This is a genomic window from Silvibacterium sp., from assembly GCF_047605705.1.
Lineage (GTDB): Bacteria > Acidobacteriota > Terriglobia > Terriglobales > Acidobacteriaceae > Silvibacterium.
Window position 1 is genome coordinate 50,891 of the sequence record NZ_JASGFD010000002.1, and the last position, 18,430, is coordinate 69,320.

At 53.5% G+C, this 18,430-nt stretch carries 12 protein-coding genes; 3 read left to right on the forward strand and 9 right to left on the reverse strand.

Annotated features, from left to right (window positions below; genetic code table 11):
- Positions 1–263 precede the first annotated feature (263 nt).
- The 6 genes from QM649_RS01010 to QM649_RS01035 form a co-directional block, all read right to left on the reverse strand.
- A complete protein-coding gene (locus QM649_RS01010) occupies positions 264–2,165 on the reverse strand; it encodes an asparagine synthase-related protein (protein WP_415197132.1) in 1,902 nt (633 codons plus the stop codon).
- A gap of 12 nt (positions 2,166–2,177) precedes the next feature.
- Positions 2,178–2,552, reverse strand: coding sequence for a lasso peptide biosynthesis B2 protein (locus QM649_RS01015; RefSeq protein ID WP_415197133.1), 375 nt, complete (start codon positions 2,550–2,552; stop codon positions 2,178–2,180).
- A complete protein-coding gene (locus QM649_RS01020; protein WP_415197134.1) occupies positions 2,533–3,969 on the reverse strand; it encodes a phosphotransferase in 1,437 nt (478 codons plus the stop codon). The genes QM649_RS01015 and QM649_RS01020 overlap by 20 nt, the downstream gene beginning before the upstream one ends.
- 16 nt (positions 3,970–3,985) lie before the next feature.
- Positions 3,986–4,294: a PqqD family protein gene (locus QM649_RS01025; RefSeq protein ID WP_415197135.1), complete on the reverse strand. Its 309-nt coding sequence runs from the start codon at positions 4,292–4,294 to the stop codon at positions 3,986–3,988.
- A gap of 132 nt (positions 4,295–4,426) precedes the next feature.
- Positions 4,427–6,001: a hypothetical protein gene (locus QM649_RS01030; RefSeq protein WP_415197136.1), complete on the reverse strand. Its 1,575-nt coding sequence runs from the start codon at positions 5,999–6,001 to the stop codon at positions 4,427–4,429.
- Positions 6,002–6,074: 73 nt separating this feature from the next.
- Positions 6,075–6,227, reverse strand: coding sequence for a hypothetical protein (locus tag QM649_RS01035; protein ID WP_415197137.1), 153 nt, complete (start codon positions 6,225–6,227; stop codon positions 6,075–6,077).
- A gap of 969 nt (positions 6,228–7,196) precedes the next feature.
- Between QM649_RS01035 and QM649_RS01040 the strand changes: the two genes are divergently transcribed.
- Together QM649_RS01040 and QM649_RS01045 are read left to right on the forward strand one after the other, a co-directional pair.
- Complete coding sequence (locus QM649_RS01040) at positions 7,197–7,583, forward strand: BlaI/MecI/CopY family transcriptional regulator (RefSeq protein WP_415197138.1); 387 nt, start codon at positions 7,197–7,199, stop codon at positions 7,581–7,583.
- Complete coding sequence (locus QM649_RS01045) at positions 7,580–9,304, forward strand: TIGR03435 family protein (RefSeq protein ID WP_415197139.1); 1,725 nt, start codon at positions 7,580–7,582, stop codon at positions 9,302–9,304. The genes QM649_RS01040 and QM649_RS01045 overlap by 4 nt, the downstream gene beginning before the upstream one ends.
- A 965-nt stretch (positions 9,305–10,269) precedes the next feature.
- On the opposite strand, the gene QM649_RS01050 is transcribed toward QM649_RS01045, so the two are convergent.
- The gene (locus QM649_RS01050; protein WP_415197140.1) at positions 10,270–11,487 is read right to left on the reverse strand and encodes an ROK family transcriptional regulator; all 1,218 of its coding nucleotides are present in this window, start codon (positions 11,485–11,487) and stop codon (positions 10,270–10,272) included.
- Between the two features lie 582 nt (positions 11,488–12,069).
- Between QM649_RS01050 and QM649_RS01055 the strand changes: the two genes are divergently transcribed.
- Positions 12,070–15,705 carry a carboxypeptidase regulatory-like domain-containing protein gene (locus tag QM649_RS01055; RefSeq protein WP_415197141.1) on the forward strand — a complete coding sequence of 1,212 codons (3,636 nt, stop codon included), beginning with the start codon at positions 12,070–12,072 and terminating at the stop codon, positions 15,703–15,705.
- A 1,065-nt stretch (positions 15,706–16,770) separates the two neighbouring features.
- On the opposite strand, the gene QM649_RS01060 is transcribed toward QM649_RS01055, so the two are convergent.
- Positions 16,771–17,076 (reverse strand): hypothetical protein, encoded by a 306-nt coding sequence (locus tag QM649_RS01060; RefSeq protein ID WP_415197142.1) that lies wholly within the window; start codon positions 17,074–17,076, stop codon positions 16,771–16,773.
- A 78-nt stretch (positions 17,077–17,154) separates the two neighbouring features.
- A complete protein-coding gene (locus QM649_RS01065) occupies positions 17,155–18,078 on the reverse strand; it encodes a hypothetical protein (protein WP_415197143.1) in 924 nt (307 codons plus the stop codon).
- Between the last annotated feature and the right edge of the window lie 352 nt (positions 18,079–18,430).

The window sequence follows — 18,430 nt, forward strand, 5'->3', positions numbered from 1 at the left end:
AGCTTTCTGACGGAACGGAGTCACGGATCAAACAGCCCTCAGAAGAGCGTTATTCGTTCGACTGATACGCTGCTCCACTCGAGAGCGTGGCTCCAGAGATTTCATCCATGGGGTTGACCTTTGCTGCTTGAATGGTTGAGACTGCGCGGAATGTTGCCGTTACCTTTGGTTGAACGTAGAGCATGATTGTGTCCTCTCGATTTGAAATCTCCGTACATCCCATACCAATGTCCGGCACAGCGTACGGAACCTGCTGACCGAGGTTAGGCGGTCGAACCTATAAGAACATCCCGATAACCGGATGCATCGGCGTTGTGGCCTTCTGACGACTCAATTGAGCGTAGCCAGAGCTCCAAGGCGATTGCTCGGATAACCGCCTGCCACGCACCCTCTCTCCCGTTTGCGATCTGCTCGATCTCAACTTGCAGAGTTGTCGGCTCTATCAGACCCATTTCGGCGAGACGTGAGTCCTGAAACAAAGCCATTAAGCGAAGTGATTCACGGTTCAACACTTTCAGTGGAGCTCGAAACTGATATGCCTTCCTGCGACGTTCCAAGATCTCTCCCGGAACGATTCCAGCCAAAGCTCGGCGCATAAGTGTCCGACGGCGTCCTGGCTGCAGAACCACATCCCGCGGAATACCGAAAAGATACTCAACCAGATCCTTATCAAGGAAGGGATAGCGATATTCGGGACGGCACAATAAGCATGGAAAGAGATGTGGGAGGGTCTCCATGGCTGACCACCAGGAGAAGCCATTATCCCTCTCAGAAGGGCGAGCCGATAGCGCAGAATCGGTTGGAATGGATGCAGCTCGAAGCTCCTCTATCCATCGGAACGAGCACTGCGCGAGCCAGGATGGCGGCTTGATCGCGGTACGCCCCGCATGGGGTCGAATGGAGTAGCGTGTAGCGGAATATAGAGTCGCCACAAGCGGGTTGCGATCCACCAGAGACCATGCAAAGGCTCTTCCAAGAAAGGCAAGAAGCCGGCCGGCAACAAAATAGTCTGCCAATTCCGGACGGCCATCTGGGATGCCTCCCGTGACTTCATCCCCACCAATCCCCGAGAGAATACTTCGATAGCCTCGTGACCATACATCCTTTCTTAGCCTCTGCTCGAATTGAAACGTGAAGCTGTCCGCTCCCGGAACAAGGTAGCTACCTGCTTCTCCTTCATGTGGCCGGAAGGAGCGCTGCGAGTACGCCGTGTCGATATGGATCCCTGTCTTGGCCCGTTGACGCTCCGTGATGGTGAAGAATGCCTTCTCGTCCAGGGAGCGCTCGGAGTCATCGTAGTAGGAGAGCGTATCCAGAATGTCAGCATTGGCATCCGCCTTGCGGCGCAAATGATCCGACATACACACAATCGCGGTCGAGTCCATACCGCCGCTTAATTGAGCAAGTACAGGCGCTCCAGCACCAGTACGCCGCGTTATAGCGTTACCGAAGACTTCGAGGAATCGCTGGTCGTAGTCCAAAAGTCTGCCGTAGCGGATAGTTTTGTTGCGAAACGGGGTCCAATGCGCAGTCTTCGACACGCGGCCATTCCGGATCGCAGTCACGTCCCCGGGCAAAACAGAAGCAATTCCGACATAAGGAGTGCGATCACGCAGTGGTAAGCCCGACAGGTAGCAAAGAGCATACTCCCGCGACACCTGCTTCCCACATTCGCGCGACATGAATGTATCGAGGTGCGTGGCCCAAACGAGATCCGTTTCGGTTTGCTCGAAATAGAGCGTTCTCGTTCCCGCATGATCGCGTGCGAGAAAGAGCGTTTCGTTCGCTTTGGACCATAATGCAATTGCCCAGTCTCCAGTGAGTCGCGCGAAGCAGTCGGTTCCCCATTCCGAAAATGCGGCCAACACAATATCCGCGTCCGACATTTCTAGCTGCCTGAGATCGAGGAGGCATGCTAGTTCAGACCAGTTGTCCAGGCGCCCATCGAAACACAGAAGATTTCCATACGGATCGACCAATGGGCGACTCCCCAATTTCGATCGCTCGTGACTGAAATACGGTTGCAGGGCCATCCCTATGCGGTGCATGACATGGATCGAAGCATCTCCCGTGGCGTAGCGACGAGTTGGCGAAGCGAGCCTGTGTAATTCCACATTTTTCACCACTGCGCCACGCTGCTTTAAAATTCCACAAAGGATGCTCATAGCAGACCTCACCTAACAGCGCTCTAGCTCTTGGTACATCTCTCGGATATACGGTTTATCGTTGACTACACATCCATCAATCTCCACCCAGGCATGGGATTCAAATGGCAACAACTGTGCTCCGATCACCATTGTGGCTGGCCACCCATGCCGCCGTAGCAAGAGAGTCGTGGCGGCTGAACGTTGCAGGCACAATACTCGTTTGAAATAAAGAACACAGGCAATATCAACCGCCTGGCAAATCGCTTCGGACGAACCATGTGTACCGTGTCTTTCTCTGACCTGTTTCCTGCTTACCACACGATGTATAGCTTCGAATCCGCGAAATCGCATCAGAGATTCGAAGTAGAGGAGTAGACTCCAGCTCTCAAGCACTTTTAGAAACATAGAGTTTCTCCGTGCAGTTTTTCATGCGGGAATACTGAGCTCGTTTGTGGCCTATCGTTTCGAGCAATCTCTGCGTCTGCGCGGCGCTGTCCATATGACGAGCCATCGTTCTCACGTACACCTGAAGCTGCGGAGCGTCTTTGAGAGGCTGTTTGAGCCATTCTCCTCGTCCATATAAAGCCGAAGCTGCCGCTAGCAGGGGTATGCATGCCCGCGCACGATTGAGCTCGGTCACGGTAGAAACGTCGCTCAATATGGCACAATATCGATCAATCAGGGCTCTATCTGTTGCAACCTTTACTTGTTTGCTTTCCTGTCGATTGAGCAACAGCAGATGTTGCAATGTCACGAAGGGCCATCCCAGGTATGCCTCGCACCAGTCGATAAAGCGACATTGCTGCTTCTGAAACACTACATTCCCGGCGTTCATATCACCGTGAATCACCGTAACCGGGATACCTGAATGCTCTACAACCTCGCAGGCTGCAACAAAAATGTCGTGCAAACGACGCAATCGCGTCTCATCCAGACGAAGACCCTTCATTGAGGTTTGCAGACACATTGCTTCCCGAATCTGATCGAATAGCTGCTCTGAGGTGGAACGCATTCGCGACACTCGCTGATCAAATGCGCCTTCGGCTATGAGTTCTGCTTCATGTCCAGCGGTGCTGAGTTGCAACTGTGCCAACTGTTTGACCGCGAGCTCCAAGATCCGCAACCGTTGAGCTGAGTCATCTACGGATTCAACGTCCCGCCCCAGATCAGGCATGAGCCACGCGTTCCAAAGCGGGTGTACAGCGATAATTTCAGAAACGGAATCCCTGCATAAGCGGGCGAGAAGGGAGGTAATCCTCAACTCGTGCGAATTCGACTGTCCGGTCGCCTTGAGCCAATAAGCATTGCCATCCTTCATAGGGAACCGGATCAGCGTGAACTCTCCTCCTGCGTTGTACTGAGAGATGTCCAGCTTCGAAGCTACTCTGCGTTGCGTAACTGTCTCGACCCACTCGATTGCTTCTTCAATCCATTCTCGCCAGGAAAATTGGTTGCCTGCTGTCCCGTTTTGAATTTTCGATACCACGGGGCGCTCTGACTCTGATAAGTCGCTGCCGACAATCGTGTCTATCGCGACAACTCGCAGGCAGCTAGGTATCGTCTCGGTGAAGACTTTGACTACGGCCCATGGCCCTTGCTGATCTCGTTCGGGGAATATATCGAGGATGATCCCTTGGAGCCCCCAATCCTTTTTCAATCCATCGAGTAATTGCGGTGCGATTCGCGCAAACCCAGAAATTCTCACTCGGATGAGATACGAGGCAGTGTCTACATAGGAGGTCACCAACACGCCGAATGATCTGGGATGCAAGAGAACAATCCGGTATTCCTTATCAATTTCGAACTCGTCCTTGATCTTCATCCCGTCACCATCGAACCTAGAAAGCGAGCAAACGATGTTTACTCAGGTCTTCGAGAAACGCGGCGATGCCATTTTTGACCACAGCAATATCTTCACCCGTCTCGCGAGCCAGATTCTCTGCAATCATTTCGGTTGGCTCGCCACGCTGCATCGCATTCCAGATGTATGCGCCTGTTTGATTCAAAGTTGATATATGGCCAGTCTGGATGTTAAGCACTGCCGCGCCGTCATCGTGCTCCATCGTTCGAAGTTGTCCCGATATGCCCATCGCTTTACTCTGCTCATTGATGATGGAGAGCTTGCGCTCGAATATCCAACCATGCAAGAGGAAAAGATGGTGCGGCCAAATATACTCGTTCTTTTTCTTTCAATAACTTGCGGAATTGAAATGCACATCTCATGTGACAGCGATAACAATGGTGGCGGCCAAAAATACGCGGCGACAATGCCCTGTCAATCAGGAAACCCGCACGACTGCGCCGCAGACCCTTTGCAACTGGGTCAGATCTGCCGCCCCAAGCCGAATAGGAATAACAGAATTTTGGTCTCGTTGAAGGAACACGAAAGAAGCTCCCTCACGCTCCAGATAGCCCCATAGAGTTGTCAAACCGCGACGTAATGCATATAAGGGACGATGCCAGCCCAGCTTCAATGCATCACCTTGTACGTCAGGTGCGATGGAAACATTCTCCAGCAGCATCCACGAACCTGCATTGACTGCAGGGTTCAGCGCAGGAAGCTCGCTCTTCTGTGAGACACGAATAATTCGGTCTTCCACGCGGCTCAGACGAGGGAACTTGAGGAGCAGCAAGGGGGTCAGATCTACCAATTCCGCTCGCATCATTTTCCAGGCAGACTCTGGAAATGGGGGGCGTGCACCCATCTTCAATGTCATCAGGTCGGCATAGTTTCGTGCCTGCAAGAACGTTTCGAGTGAAAACAGGTTCGCATCCTTGGATAGATATCCACTGAGTCTCAACGAGTCGCTGAAACGCGCATAGCTTTCGAGCGTTGTCTGAATTAACCCATCGACGTGCGGTTCCGAGCGGTTGTCACTCCTGAGGCGTCGTTTGCTCCGCTCGCTTGCGAGCTTTGGAAGCTTTGAAGCTAGAACCTTTGCGAGGAATTCCGCTTCCTCATCGGGCCGGATAAACCGTCGATGCTTGGTGGCCAGATAACTGCCACGAGTCCGATGCTCCCAGGGAAGAAGCATTGCTGCTGTGCCGCTATATTGCTGAATCGCACGTATCGCACGATACTCGGGGAGCGGAAGATTGAGTGCGAACGATAACACCTTCCCAACAATTCTCAGAGCATCACTTGGATAAGGATAGATTTCTTCCTTGTCGAAACAGCCCTCAAGCGACAACAATAACTGAATACGACCGAGCGTAGCGACGCAGCGTGAGAAGCGATATCCATTTCGAAGCTGAATGAGATAGATGGTGTTCGGAACAGGCTGCAGCACTTCTTCCTTTCCGATGAGTTCCACTTGTGCCATCGATCCAGCTGGAAGGCATGAGCCCAGGCTGTCTTCGGTTCCTACATGCACATAGAAGACGTTTCTATGGCGCCAGGTACTTCCATCCAATGCGCGAAGCGGCACATCCCGCTGCCAACTGCGAACAAAATTCTGGAGAGTACAATCCGCATCGATTGCCGGATTTTCAGCCAATTCGAGAGGAAGCTCTATGCGGATATCCCGCTCGAAGATATGCGATTCCACAATGTGGGTACGACCGGCGTTTAAAACATGGTCGTATTCGCGAATGGCATCCAATTCATAGCCAAGCAAGCGGTACCCGGAACCAGTGGTCAGGCCGCACAGTTCTTCCAGCTCATGCACCATGGGAACCATGGCTCGTACTCCTGTGCGCCGGATATTCGATAAGAAATCCTTGATCTTCTGTTCCCGCTTATCGTGGATGATCCGCGCCCGTTCACTGGACGGATGCACCCCACGATGCAGTTGGCGAATATGTTCGAGTTGCTCGACAATCTCATTGATCGAAACTTCCCGATAAATTCCCATGGCGTCTCCTTGAAAACTGCTCTGCATGGGATATGCAAATTAGAGAAACTGAGGGGAGAATAGCCGGCTCCTTTCAACGCACGATCTCTGAGAGCATGCGTGGAAAAGAGCCGGGCAAAGGAGTATCGGCGATACCGGAATTCATAGGCTGCAAGCTCACCGCGAGCACCCCGATGAAACCACTGCTCGCAATTTCTTGATATTTAAAAAGTGTGCCCTTTGCCATTGCTCATCCGCAAGATGAAAACCAGATAGGGAATTTCTTGTCCACGGCCTATCCCGCGCACAATGGGTATTCAGTTCATGCGGCGAACACCACGACTGGCATCTGCTGGTAAAGCAGCGAAGTCGCTCATGATGGGAACTAATCTCACGAGCCATGAAGAGTGAATCTTTGAAGGTTAAAGAAAGCTCCTGCAGCCGCGACCGAACAGTGAGAAGGGCAGACCGGACTGAGCCTGCAACACTCCTTTTCATGGGCAGGCCACAGTCAGCAATTAGGTTGAGCATGAAGCCATGAGGAAGATGGAAATTACAGCCGAACCTCGCAGCCCGGAGAGGAACGCATTTCAGTAACACGATGGATTGTGTGCTTTGGCCAAGGAACGAGGCCTTTCGGGGACTCAGACCGCACACCCAGCTCCCCACGTTGCCATACCCTGCATCTATCCGGTCTCAGATATCAATTGCGCCACATCAACTCTCACTAGCAAAAAAACAACAGGCAATACGGATAGTGCTTCGAAAAGCAGCAAGACTATGACCGTAGGAAGAAGAGCCGCGAAGTCTCACTCGCCTGCTCACACCATCACTGGTGCTGCTCTCTCGACCGACTTCATGATGAAGAAAGTCTCGCCATGTGGGGCGCACCCCTCTGCGCGGCGGTGCTCCTTTACTCTTATTAGATTCTTCGCGCGCGAACCGGCTCCGAAACCGTCCTTACGATCTTCGCACTGATGCGCTGAACGCCTTGGCTGCTGTGGAGATCCGCGGTGCTTGAGCCTGCGCTAGCACAGGCAGCCCAGGTGTTCCACGTGGATACTCATTGTCGTGCGAGTCCCGCTCGCTCTGCTAACCTATCTCGCCGCGTGGGTCCGTTTTCGCAATCGCCGTCCCTCACACCGGAATGAATCTTCCCTTTGCAATACGACTACGTGTGTAGTAGATTTGCAACTACATACGTAGGAGGTTTTGCTTGAGTAAGCTCGTAAAGCTTTCAAAGCTTGAATATCAGCTTATGGATATCCTCTGGAACCGCGGCGCAAGCTCGGTCCGGGACATCCAACAGGCACTTCCCACCAACCGCCGCCCGGCATACACCACCGTCCAGACCACCGTCTTTCGCATGGAGGCTAAGGGCGTCCTGGGTCGCGCAGGACAGTCCGGTAATGCTTATCTCTTCGAGCCGCTGATCACACGCGAGAATGCGCAGCGCGCGCTCATCGAAGACCTGCTTTCCATCTTCGGTGGGCGCTCGGAACCGGTGATGGCGCACCTCGTTAGCTCCGGTCGGATTTCCATGAAGGATATGAAAGATGCTGAAGACGCGCTGAAATCCAGAGACAAGGGGAAGAAGCAGTGACGATCGGTTTGTATATCCCAGCTGAACTCAAGCAGACGCTCCTCAATCACCTTTGGCAGACGACCGCTGTGGTTCTGCTCGCCTGGGCGCTCGCGCTATGTTTCCGGAATAACCATGCGCAACTGCGCTACCGCATTTGGATGGCTGCCTCAGCAAAGTTCCTCATCCCCTTTTCGCTGTTGGTCGCGGCAGGTCACGTTATCCATCCGGCCACGACTGCGGTCATGTCAAGGCAACCCTTGGAGGCCTGGGTTGCGCACTCCGTGCAGCCATACATGCCCGGCTCGCCGCCAGTAAAGACCACATCGGCACGCGCAACCGCCGCACCGGATCGGGGCGAATGGTTATTTGCTGTGTGCATCGTCGCATGGGCCGCAGGCGTACTCTTCATTACTGGCTCATGGCTCCGCACCAGCTTCGCCCTCCGCCTGCTCAGACAACGTGCGCGGCCCTGGGGCATGCGCGAGGACGTGCCGGTACTACTGAGTGACGGCATCCTAGAGCCCGGCGTCCTCGGCATCCTCCGCCCAGCCATCCTGATGCCCGCCGAACTCCTCCAGCGCCTCTCCGCAGCCGAGATTGAGACCATCTTCGAACATGAGCTGAGCCACGTGCGCCGTCGCGACAACCTCACGGCCGCCTTTCACACCATGATTCTCGCTTTCTTCTGGTTTCATCCGCTGGTGTGGGTTATTCGCGCACGACTGTTTGACGAGCGAGAGCGCGCCTGCGACGAGTTGGTCATCGCCTCCGGCAAAGATGCCGAAATCTATGCGCACAGCCTTCTCGATGTTTGCCGTTTCTACTTGGAAGCTCCGGCCGAATCCATGACCGGCGTGACGGGAGGAGAATTGAAGGAGCGCGTCCTGCGCATTACCAGCGACCGCCGATACAAGCGGCTCAGTACCAACGGCAAACTATCACTTGCAATGCTCACGGCTGCCGTCCTTCTCCTGCCTTTCGCCGCAGGCGCCGTCGATTCTCGCGAGGTCTTCGCACAGGATCAGCCGGAGCCCCAGCTTACGGACAAACGGCCTTCGTTTGAGGTCGTATCCATCCGGCCCGATAACAATACGACCGGTATGTCTTGGTACACGGGCTTCAACTACGAGAGGATTGACAGAATAGCCCTGAAGTTTCTGGTCGAAGCTTCTTTCAATTTGAAGAATTTCCAGGTCCAGAGTGCACCGGACTGGAGCGATTCCCAGCACTACACCATTAACGCGAAGATGCCGGAGGGCATGGACAAACTCCCTCAGGAGGAGTTTGTGAGGCGGTGCAGTCTGATGTTGCAATCGATGCTGATCGATCGTTTTCACCTTCGCTACCACTGGACGACGAAAAAAATGTCCATCTACGCACTCGAAGTGGATAAGGGCGGAGCGAAAGTGAAAAAGGCTGGCCCCCTTGAGACATACGGCCTGACGATAGGTCACGACACCTACGATGCGCATGCGCTCGCGATGAGCGACCTAGCCAACAATCTTGGCAACAATCTGGACCGCATCGTCATCGACAGGACCGGGCTTACTGGAAAATACACTTTTACGCTGAAGTATCCTCCAGACCCAAACGCGCAGCCCACAGCCAACACTCAGACCGAATCTGAAGCGCGCCTGCTCACAGCTCTCCACGATCAGCTTGGCCTCAAGCTCGTCGCGGAAAAACAACCCGTGCCCATCCTGGTCATCGACAACATTGAACGTCCTACCCCGAACTAACCTGCAAGCGCGCCGAAATCACTGCGGAGGATTCGTCGCATTGTGCTCGAACGCGCAACTCAGGCGGCGCCTGCGGCCGTGCTCGTTGCACTTCCACTGTGGCTGGCGATGGCACGGTTTTCGTCGAACGACTATCTCGGCCGGCTATCTTGATCCACGAGAGGGGCAGCCGCCATTTCAATCGCCTGTGCCCTGCTTTCTTTCGCCATCTCGCTACTAGCGCTGCGGCCGTGCCCCCGGCTGAAGCGCTGAAGGAACAGTAACCGCAATTTATGCTCCAAAGGGCACGTCGGTTCTGATCAAGTTCCGTGACATCTCGACGCTCTTCCTTCTTAGGTTTTTGAAACTGGAGTACCTAGCGACTCAAGCGATCTTATTCGCAAATGGGTTGTGGATACGGGCGCGAAGACAGCCTATATCTAACCGGGCTCTTCGCGGGAGGCAAAACGTCTGCTCGCTAATCCCCGCTTTCCGTCTTACTTCGGCGACAGGTACTCCTGCTTGCGCATACTTGAACGGCCAAGGATATGTTCCACACTGAGGCGCTTTTTCTTCATGACAAAATCTCTCAGTTTTGCCGAAGGATAGTATCCTTGTCAGCTCAGTAATACCGAGGCCGATCAGTCTGCGCCATCCTCTAGAAGTTCAATTGAAAGAGACCTCGCTCGGTCTCTTTCTCAATGGAAGGGACACCGAATACCCAATGATCGCCAGCCCAAAAGTGCGAGTTCGAATAGCTCGTCTCTTGCTGCATCCGTCACCATCCGAAATGCACGTAAGAAGTATGTCTTAGCTTCTCAACCCAGGCGTTCCGATAAAAGGAGGCCGCACCAATCGCTGCTTCACTCGGGGAGACGTTAACGATAGCCGATGAGTTTGGCTCGAAAACTATTGGAGTCGCTGCATGAACACGTTTGGGTCTGCAGCACCTTCGGACCGAGAACCGCCTTTACTTTCACCTGCATCTATTGAATCGCCATAAGGTAGTTGAATAAAGCGATCGAGGCGGCGCTCCGCGGAAGCAGCATGGACGTACCGTCGACAAACGCAATTTCTGTAGCACCCAGCAACCTCGGCAGAATGCCATTCTCGACAGCCTGCCGCGTAGCCGTCCGAAAAACTCCTGGCCCAAAGCCTTCCATGTCGATGAAAAGCACTGCACGAGGGTTATTGAAGTGAACCAGCGCGGCGATCGTCGCTCCGAGTGCTTTTCCCGCCTCCTGCAGGAGGCGGAATGCATTGACGTCGCCAAGGATTGCGAACTCTTCCAGATCCCTCATCTTGCTCACCTTTAGCCCCAGGGCGAGTGCCGCCTGCCGAATCGCAAATCCGCCGACAACCGTGTCCAGGCAACCGATCCGGCCGCACCGACACAACCGGCCACTTGGGTCCACGATAATGTGGCCCATCTCTCCGGCCCCACTATTCGACCCTCGGTACAACCTACCGTGGATGTAGTGCGCGGCTCCAATGGTCGAACCCAGCATCACGGCGGTAAGGTCATCCATCTCTCGCGCCCGGCCAAAGATTTTCTCGCCCACGGCAAGCGCGTTAGCATCGTTATCGATCCAGGCTGGCACTCCTGTAGCCTCTGCCACCATGCTTGCCACCGGTACATCGCGCCAATCCAGCCCGACCGAGTAGAGGCACAATCCGGCTTGGGCATCCACAATGCCGGCCACCGATACGCCAATACCGCCCACCCGTTGCGGATCCGCCTTGGATCGGGCCAACAGACGGCGATAACTATTTGACACCAATTGGGATAACTCTCCCTCCGAAGTGCATTCCGCAGTCTCCTCGCTGCTGAGCACCTGACCCTGCATGTCGATAAGCGTCAGGACGGTTCGATCCTCGGCCAGGCTCAGTCCGACGAAGTATGCATGCGATGGACTGAGCGCAAGTTGGACCGAAGGGCGACCCCGGCGCTTGGCTATTGTGCTCCCCGCCCCTGTTTCGATGATCAGCCCTTGATTGAGAAGCTCACGGGTGATCTCCGTGATTGCGCCAGGGCTGATCGATGTCCACTCACTCAGTTCGAGCCGCGACATCAAGCCGTGTCTGAGCAAGGCCGAAACGATAGTTGTCTTCGCAGAACGAGGCGCGTTCTTCAAGGCATAATTCGCCAGGCACACGTGGTAATCCTTTCCTTCAAACGCCGACTTTGACCTGTCGCCACACATGACCCCGGCGAAGGATTTTTCTTGACCAAGCGAAAGATCGATCTTATGCTTCGACTACCGAATTAAAAATTAACCTGCATTTAATGGGTATTTGCTTCATCTAATCCAGATTATCTACCGATTTATTTCTACTGCAAAAATAAATCGGTGCGCTATTTCTATTTTTCGTTCGCGCTTGACCGCCCGCGCATGTCGGTCTCGGCAATGTGCACTGGCGGAGGCAGCCGTAGCATGATGTTCACGGTTTGAAGCAATTAGGGCTCGGTTTCCATAAGGAGTGCCGTATATGCGTCGCCGCGATTTCCTGCACGCTAGCTCTCTTAATGTACAGTGCGTCATTTCGTGCACTGCCTTCTACCCCCATCCCAGGTGTCTTCCATTGCCTACGACGTCGTCGTCATCGAGTGCAGCCTGTATGGGCGCATACGAAGGCGTCTTCAGGGTTTCGAGAGACCCGCGAACGGTTCCTGAATATCCGTCCCTATTCGGCCTTCCGCGGTTTTCCCTTACGGCTGGCTTGCTGCGCGGCGCCCCTAAAGCGTCGTTTTCTCTGTTTTTCCTACACCTTTTTGAAAGGAAGCCATGAAGCTTCACAACCTTAGCAACATTGTGTTTGCTTTCCTCGTGGCCGGTGGCTCCGCCATTTGTCCCGCCTTAGGTTACGGACAAAGCGCGCAAGGCACCATCCTTGGCCACGTAACCGATCCGTCAGGCGCGATGGTTCCCGGCGCGACAGTAACCCTGACCAACGAGGATACCCACCTCACGCAAACCACGAAAAGCAGTGGTGTCGGCGACTATGTCTTTGTCAACATCACGCCCGGCACCTACGACGTTTCAGTCGAACGGGATGGATTCCAAACTTCTGAAGCAACAGGACTAATTCTGAACGTTGATGCGACGTTGCGTCAGAACTTTGCAATGGCAGTCGGCTCTCAGGCACAGCAGGTCACGGTTAGCTCAGACATGCAGATGCTCCAGACGGACAATGCCAGTCTTGGTACCGTCGTCGGCAGCAAGCTTATCTCCGACCTTCCGATTATTGGCCGTGACTTTACCAACCTGCTTAAGCTGCAGGCTGGCGTTACCCAGGTACAGGGCAGCTCGCAGTTATATTGGGCACAACATGGGCTCAATACCGACTTCAATTCGGTAAGCGTCAACGGTGCGCGAACCGAATCGGTTAGCTACCTCGTCGATGGAATCATGGATAATGACCAGTTTTTCTCCACTGCGAACAATATCCCGACTTCCGACTCGATTGCAGAGTTCAAAGTGCAGAATGGCATGTACGGAGCCGAGTATGGACAGGGCTCTGCACAGATCAACGTTGCCATCAAATCAGGCACGCTGCAGTACCATGGCACGGCTTATGACTACATGCAGAACAGTGCCTTCCAACCACATAATCCGTATTACAAGTACGAAAACGAGGTGTTGGGTGAAGATGTATCCGAGGCAAAAGACCGACTGGTACAAAACCAGTATGGCTTTTCACTGGGTGGTCCTGTCTGGATCCCTAAAATTTATAGCAAAGGTAAGACCTTCTTCTTCTACGGTTATGAAGCAGGTAGAAAAAGGCAGGGCACGCAGTCTTCCGGCCTAGTACCGACTACGGCAGAACGCTCGGGAGATTTTTCGGACTGGCGTGACTCCAGCGGGAATCTGATTCCGATTTACGATCCGAGTACCGAGGTCAACGACGACCCGTCGACGCGCAAAGCTTTTGCGAATAACCAGATCACCAGCGCGTTAAGCCCGATTGCAAAAAACATGCTGGCTCTTTACCCAACCCCAAACGTGACCCAGCCGAATATTGCTGGCTGCGCCAAGGGCGGAGGCTGCGTAAATTATATTGCCAGCCTAGAAAAGCCACTTGATACGGATAACAGTACCTTCCGTATCGATCACAACCTCAGCGATCGCGACCAGCTTTACTTCTCTGCCATTCTTGGCGATCAGAAGTATGTAAGCCCAAGCCTGATGCCTTTGAGCGGCTCGATCACTTCACAGAACAACCACCTGCTTGCATTCAACTGGCAGCGCGCCATTACGCCGACCATGTTCAACCAGTTCCGCGTTGGCTATAACCAGCAGTACTGGATCGATGGCCTAAACTCTGAACAGGTCAACTATGGTCAACAGCTTGGCTTTGCCAACACTCCCAGCGATCCTAACCTTTGGGCACTGCCGATTCTTACGCTCAGCGGCTATGAGGGGCTTGGCAATGGCAATGGAAACTGGCACCAGAAAGAAAACATCTATCAGGTTGTCGATAACCTGAAGTACATTCATGGACGCCACACCATCACCCTCGGGTTGGATATCCGCCGTATCATGCTTGATATGACGGCCGGTTATTCGGCTGACGGTTCGCTGGGCTTCAACGGTGCTTACTCCGGCACCAACCCCACTACTTCGGAAGCCTCTATCGGCGTTGCCGGCTCTGGTAACGCGGTTGCCGACTTGCTCATGGGCAATCCAACAAGCATCTCTGGACCAACTCCGGGCGGATCGGATCTCTTCAACGTTCGTGCAACGAACTGGAATTTCTTCGCACAGGATGATGTTCGCGTCACTCCCAACCTGACGATGAACTTCGGACTGCGCTATGAAATTCCCCCTTCGTTCCATAGCGTAAACAACAGCGGTCTCGTGTTGGACACCTCCAATGGCGGCAGCTTTGACTGGGCCAGCAAGGCCAACCAGGCTACTGTCAGCGCCATCTCCGGAGTCAACCCTTACCTGACCGGCTACAGCAGCAACAACAAACTGATTCAGAATAACTTTACAAACTTCTCGCCCCGTATCGGCTTCGCGTGGCGCCCCACGAACCTGCCTCGCATGGATGTACGCGGTGGTTACGGTCTCTTTTATGACCTGCAAAACCAGTGGTACTCGCTGACAAGCTATGACGACATCAGCACGTACTACGGATCGTTCGCCTATCCCACTTCAACCGGTTATACCGCAGCGGCACCCACCAAGCTGGATGATCTGTGGACCGCCGGCAGCGATGCCTCGTATTTCCAGGAACCATACTGGGAAGCTGGACCGCAGGTTAATTGGCCGAAAAACCGCTCGCCCTACAACCAACAATGGTCCCTGGGCACGCAGTATGCCATTACGGAAACATTGTTGCTTGACGTAACCTATGTCGGGGCCCACGCCGTGCATCAGCCTGGCTACTGGTACTACAACGCAGGCAGAATGACAGGCGTCGATGATGCCTGCAACACGAACCGTAGCGTCGAAGAAGCAGAGGAATCAAATCCCTCCTGCTTGACCGATCCGAACTTCGTTCCGGTTCTCGACCGCGCAAACTTCTCCCACATCCGCTCCAATGCGTATGCTATTGCGAATATCTTCAGCAGCAGCTACAACGCTCTGCAGGTTCGTCTCGATAAGCGCTATTCTCAGGGACTGGATCTGCAGACGAACTACACCTACTCGCGCGCACTCGATGAAGTGTCTGCCATCAATAACATCGTTGGCTCTACACTAACCGCACAGAACAATAACTGCATAAGCTGTGAATGGGGACCTGCGGCTTTTGACCAGACGCAACGCTTGGTCAGCAGCGGATCCTATGAACTCCCTGTAGGTAAAGGCAAAAAGTACTCTACGGGCAGAATCGGCAACTACATCCTCGGCAACTGGGAGCTTTCAGGCATCTTCACAGTCGCCTCTGGCAACCCGTTCACTCTGAACAACACCTCGGATAGCTCGCTTGGACAGGATGGCGTACGTGGTGATCTCCGCCGTCCCAACCAGGTAGGCAATCCGCACGACGCAGTCTATGGTGAACTCGATACAACCAAGTATCCGGTTGCGCAGTTCAAGAACAAGATCTACCACTGGTTCAACCCGGCTGCGTACGAAGCCGGCGCAGGCAACACCTACGGTGACGTAAGACGCAACAGCCTGCGCGGTCCCTTCTTCATGCGTGGCGATATGACATTCATGAAGAACATCCCGATTCATGACGAGCACGTTCTGACCTATCGCCTGGAGATTTACAACATGTTCTCTCCCTGGCATGGCCAGACCTCACTTGCTCCTTCTTCCACTTTGAACTCCGGAAACTTCTCTTCACTGGTGACTCTCCAGACAAACTCCGCTGGCCAGTATCTCCAGGAAGCGCAGCAATCCGGCATGCTTCAGAACTGGAGCAGCTATGTACGCACCATGCAGATGTCGTTGAAATATCGCTTTTAGTGCTTCACTGTAGTTAAATCTCCACGAATGAAGTGACCCGAGCGGTAAACATCCACCCTGAAAGAGAAGCTTTCCCGAAAGCTTCTCTTTCGAACTCAATAAAGCTGCTTGCATCGGCCCTTTCTCAGGCAAAGATGCGGTATTGATTGAGGATCGATATCATTAGATATGCAATTTCTTGTACGAGCCCCCATCTAGTTTTAGATGGTGATGCGCGCTCGACCTTATCAAGCGGGACTTCATCGCTGCGCCGGTCATGAAAGCCGGAGTTACCCGAGGATTCGTAAGCGACATCTGCTCGGTCGCTTCTAGGTGTCCGCTCTCTTTCAAATACTCCGGAATGCCGGCGGAGCCGAAGGTGTGACGGTATCTGCGTCTCGATTCCGATCGCCGAATCATTCGTCGCACATCGGATTGCAGTATGAGCTGGTCGGCAAACTCGCCGCCTGCCTCTTGCCCTGCCAGAAAGAGGAACCTTCTTGTCTTCGGCGATGACGGCGCCAAGAACAACTTGCACGAATTGCGCTGTAGGATGAGGCAAGCTTTAATAGCGCCGGAGGTTACAACGATTGATGGACATCTCATCTGTTGTGGCCGCAGTTGACGCCGAGATCGCACGGCATCAACAAGTACGTCTGTTCCTTAGCGGAATTGAAACTATTAGGTGTTCATCCCGAAAATACAGATCACGGACCGGAAAAGCGAAGTCTTTCAACTTCGTAACAAACACGGCTCAACCGCCACAACATGTTCTTAGCCCAGAAGCGCGGGAACGCATTCGACAGGCGCAAAAGAAGCGGTGGGCAGCTACAAAGAAGGCAAGCAAGGCAAAGAAATAGAACAAAGCCCAACATCCTTCATGGAATTTCCTGGTTGCTACGCCGATAGCGGACTTCCGTTCAGAATTCAGTGCCGGGTGGCACATCTACCTTCCCCGCGTCGCCTGGAGTTGTACTGCGAATCGGGAAGCTCTTCCGACCGTCAGCGGCGCGGCTTGCCTATGATACGTAGATTCTCATCATGACTGGTGTTCATGGCAATACGCACAGCGTCAATCACAGCGCGCTACCATTCAGAATCACGCTTCAGCAAATCGGAAGGCAGACCGGCAAGTATCCATTCCAGCTTTGTCAGAAGTTCCGCCAGGCGTTTGCCTGTCGCTATCGGCATCCATTCTTCGAGATTGCCGAAGCGACTACGTGAAGGAAGAAATCTTCGCAGACGTCGCAACATTTCCGCCTGTCCTGCCGACGGCATGACGCAGGCCCAGAGAGCACCATCGCTGTCTCGCCAGGTGTGAAACGCGAAACCAAGTTCCTCAATTAAAAAACGAAGCTTCTCAATGCCGGTGATGTCGAGTGCAGTCATCATGATGGTTCATCCTATGTAATGAGGGGCAGCTTACATTTCCGTCCGAATGCTGTTTGAAAAATGACCCCATGAATCTTGCTACGCAGAGTTGTGTGCGTTGAGAATTTCCCGGATCGCCGATCGGATGATCTTCGCATCGGTCCACGCCGAAGAGGTCTCCAGAGGAAGGCCAACCTTGCGTGTGAATTGAGTGCTCATAAATACACAATAGATATATCCGTCCGGCACGGACTCATCCCATGGATCATGCGGCGATGTGCCAGCCTTCCATGTTGGCCAATCGATCATCGAATGAAACGGTCTAAAGTTCGCCTTCGCGACGATTGTCTGATCTCTGCCACCGAGTAAACCTGCGGCGCTGGTCTCGATATGAAGCGGACCTAATTTTCGATCATGAAGCAAGAGGGACGGAGCCCATTTGCCTCCAAACTCGACATCCAGGCGCTCCCAGACCTTTTCCGCACCTTCATCAGTATCTTCAAACTCCTCGTGGGGAATGCGACAAAACCGCATGGGGATGACTTCCAGCTTTGCGAATCGGCTGGCCAATTTCATCAGAACCCGCACACGTCCGCTGATATCCAGTCCCCAATAGGACTCTGTCTTGTCAACTGCATCCAGCAATTCAAAGATGGAGCAAAACTGCCTATCATATGCAGGCTTCGCTATCGCGGCCCTGGGGCCGCCCGTTCCCGCCGGAAACACAACCACGCCCGGCTCGCGCGGCTCTCTGTTCGGCGTCTTCATCCGAAGTGCTTTCTGTGGTGCATTGGCATCAGGGGAGTGCGCTTCGATCGGATCGATCGATGGTGGTGATTGTTCTAAAAGTAATCGGCGAAGGTCGGAAAGAGCGTTACGAGAAGCGCGCCAATCACTTGGGGTTTTGGGGCGCACAAATCGCCGCCCGTCAGATAAGCGATAGACAATATGCCCCTTACGGCGGAGAACCGTCGCTCCTGCACGGTCAAGTAATTCGCTGATTTGCTTCTCCGTTTTATCCAAAGCGTCCCGTACCTCCAAGGTGCAGATTCGATACGCGCTTCTCACAATAAGAATTTATCCGTGAATTTGGATTCTCTCCGAGTTTCCCAATCTTTTTTTGTTCAGCAAGTTTAGGACTCCTATGGTTTGATGTCTTTCTTCTATTTCGATTCCGAGCGAGTAAAGACAGAGCTATGAGCACGGAGATTATCAGAAAAAGAAACCCGGGCATCACGACCATGCATATAAAAGAAAGAGTATGGATGATTCGGAGCTCCCTGCCAACAAAGAGCCGTGCTGAATCACGTGTCAGCAATGCAATTACGATAGTTCCGAGAAAGAGCACGAGGGTACAGCCGACTGTAAACAGTAC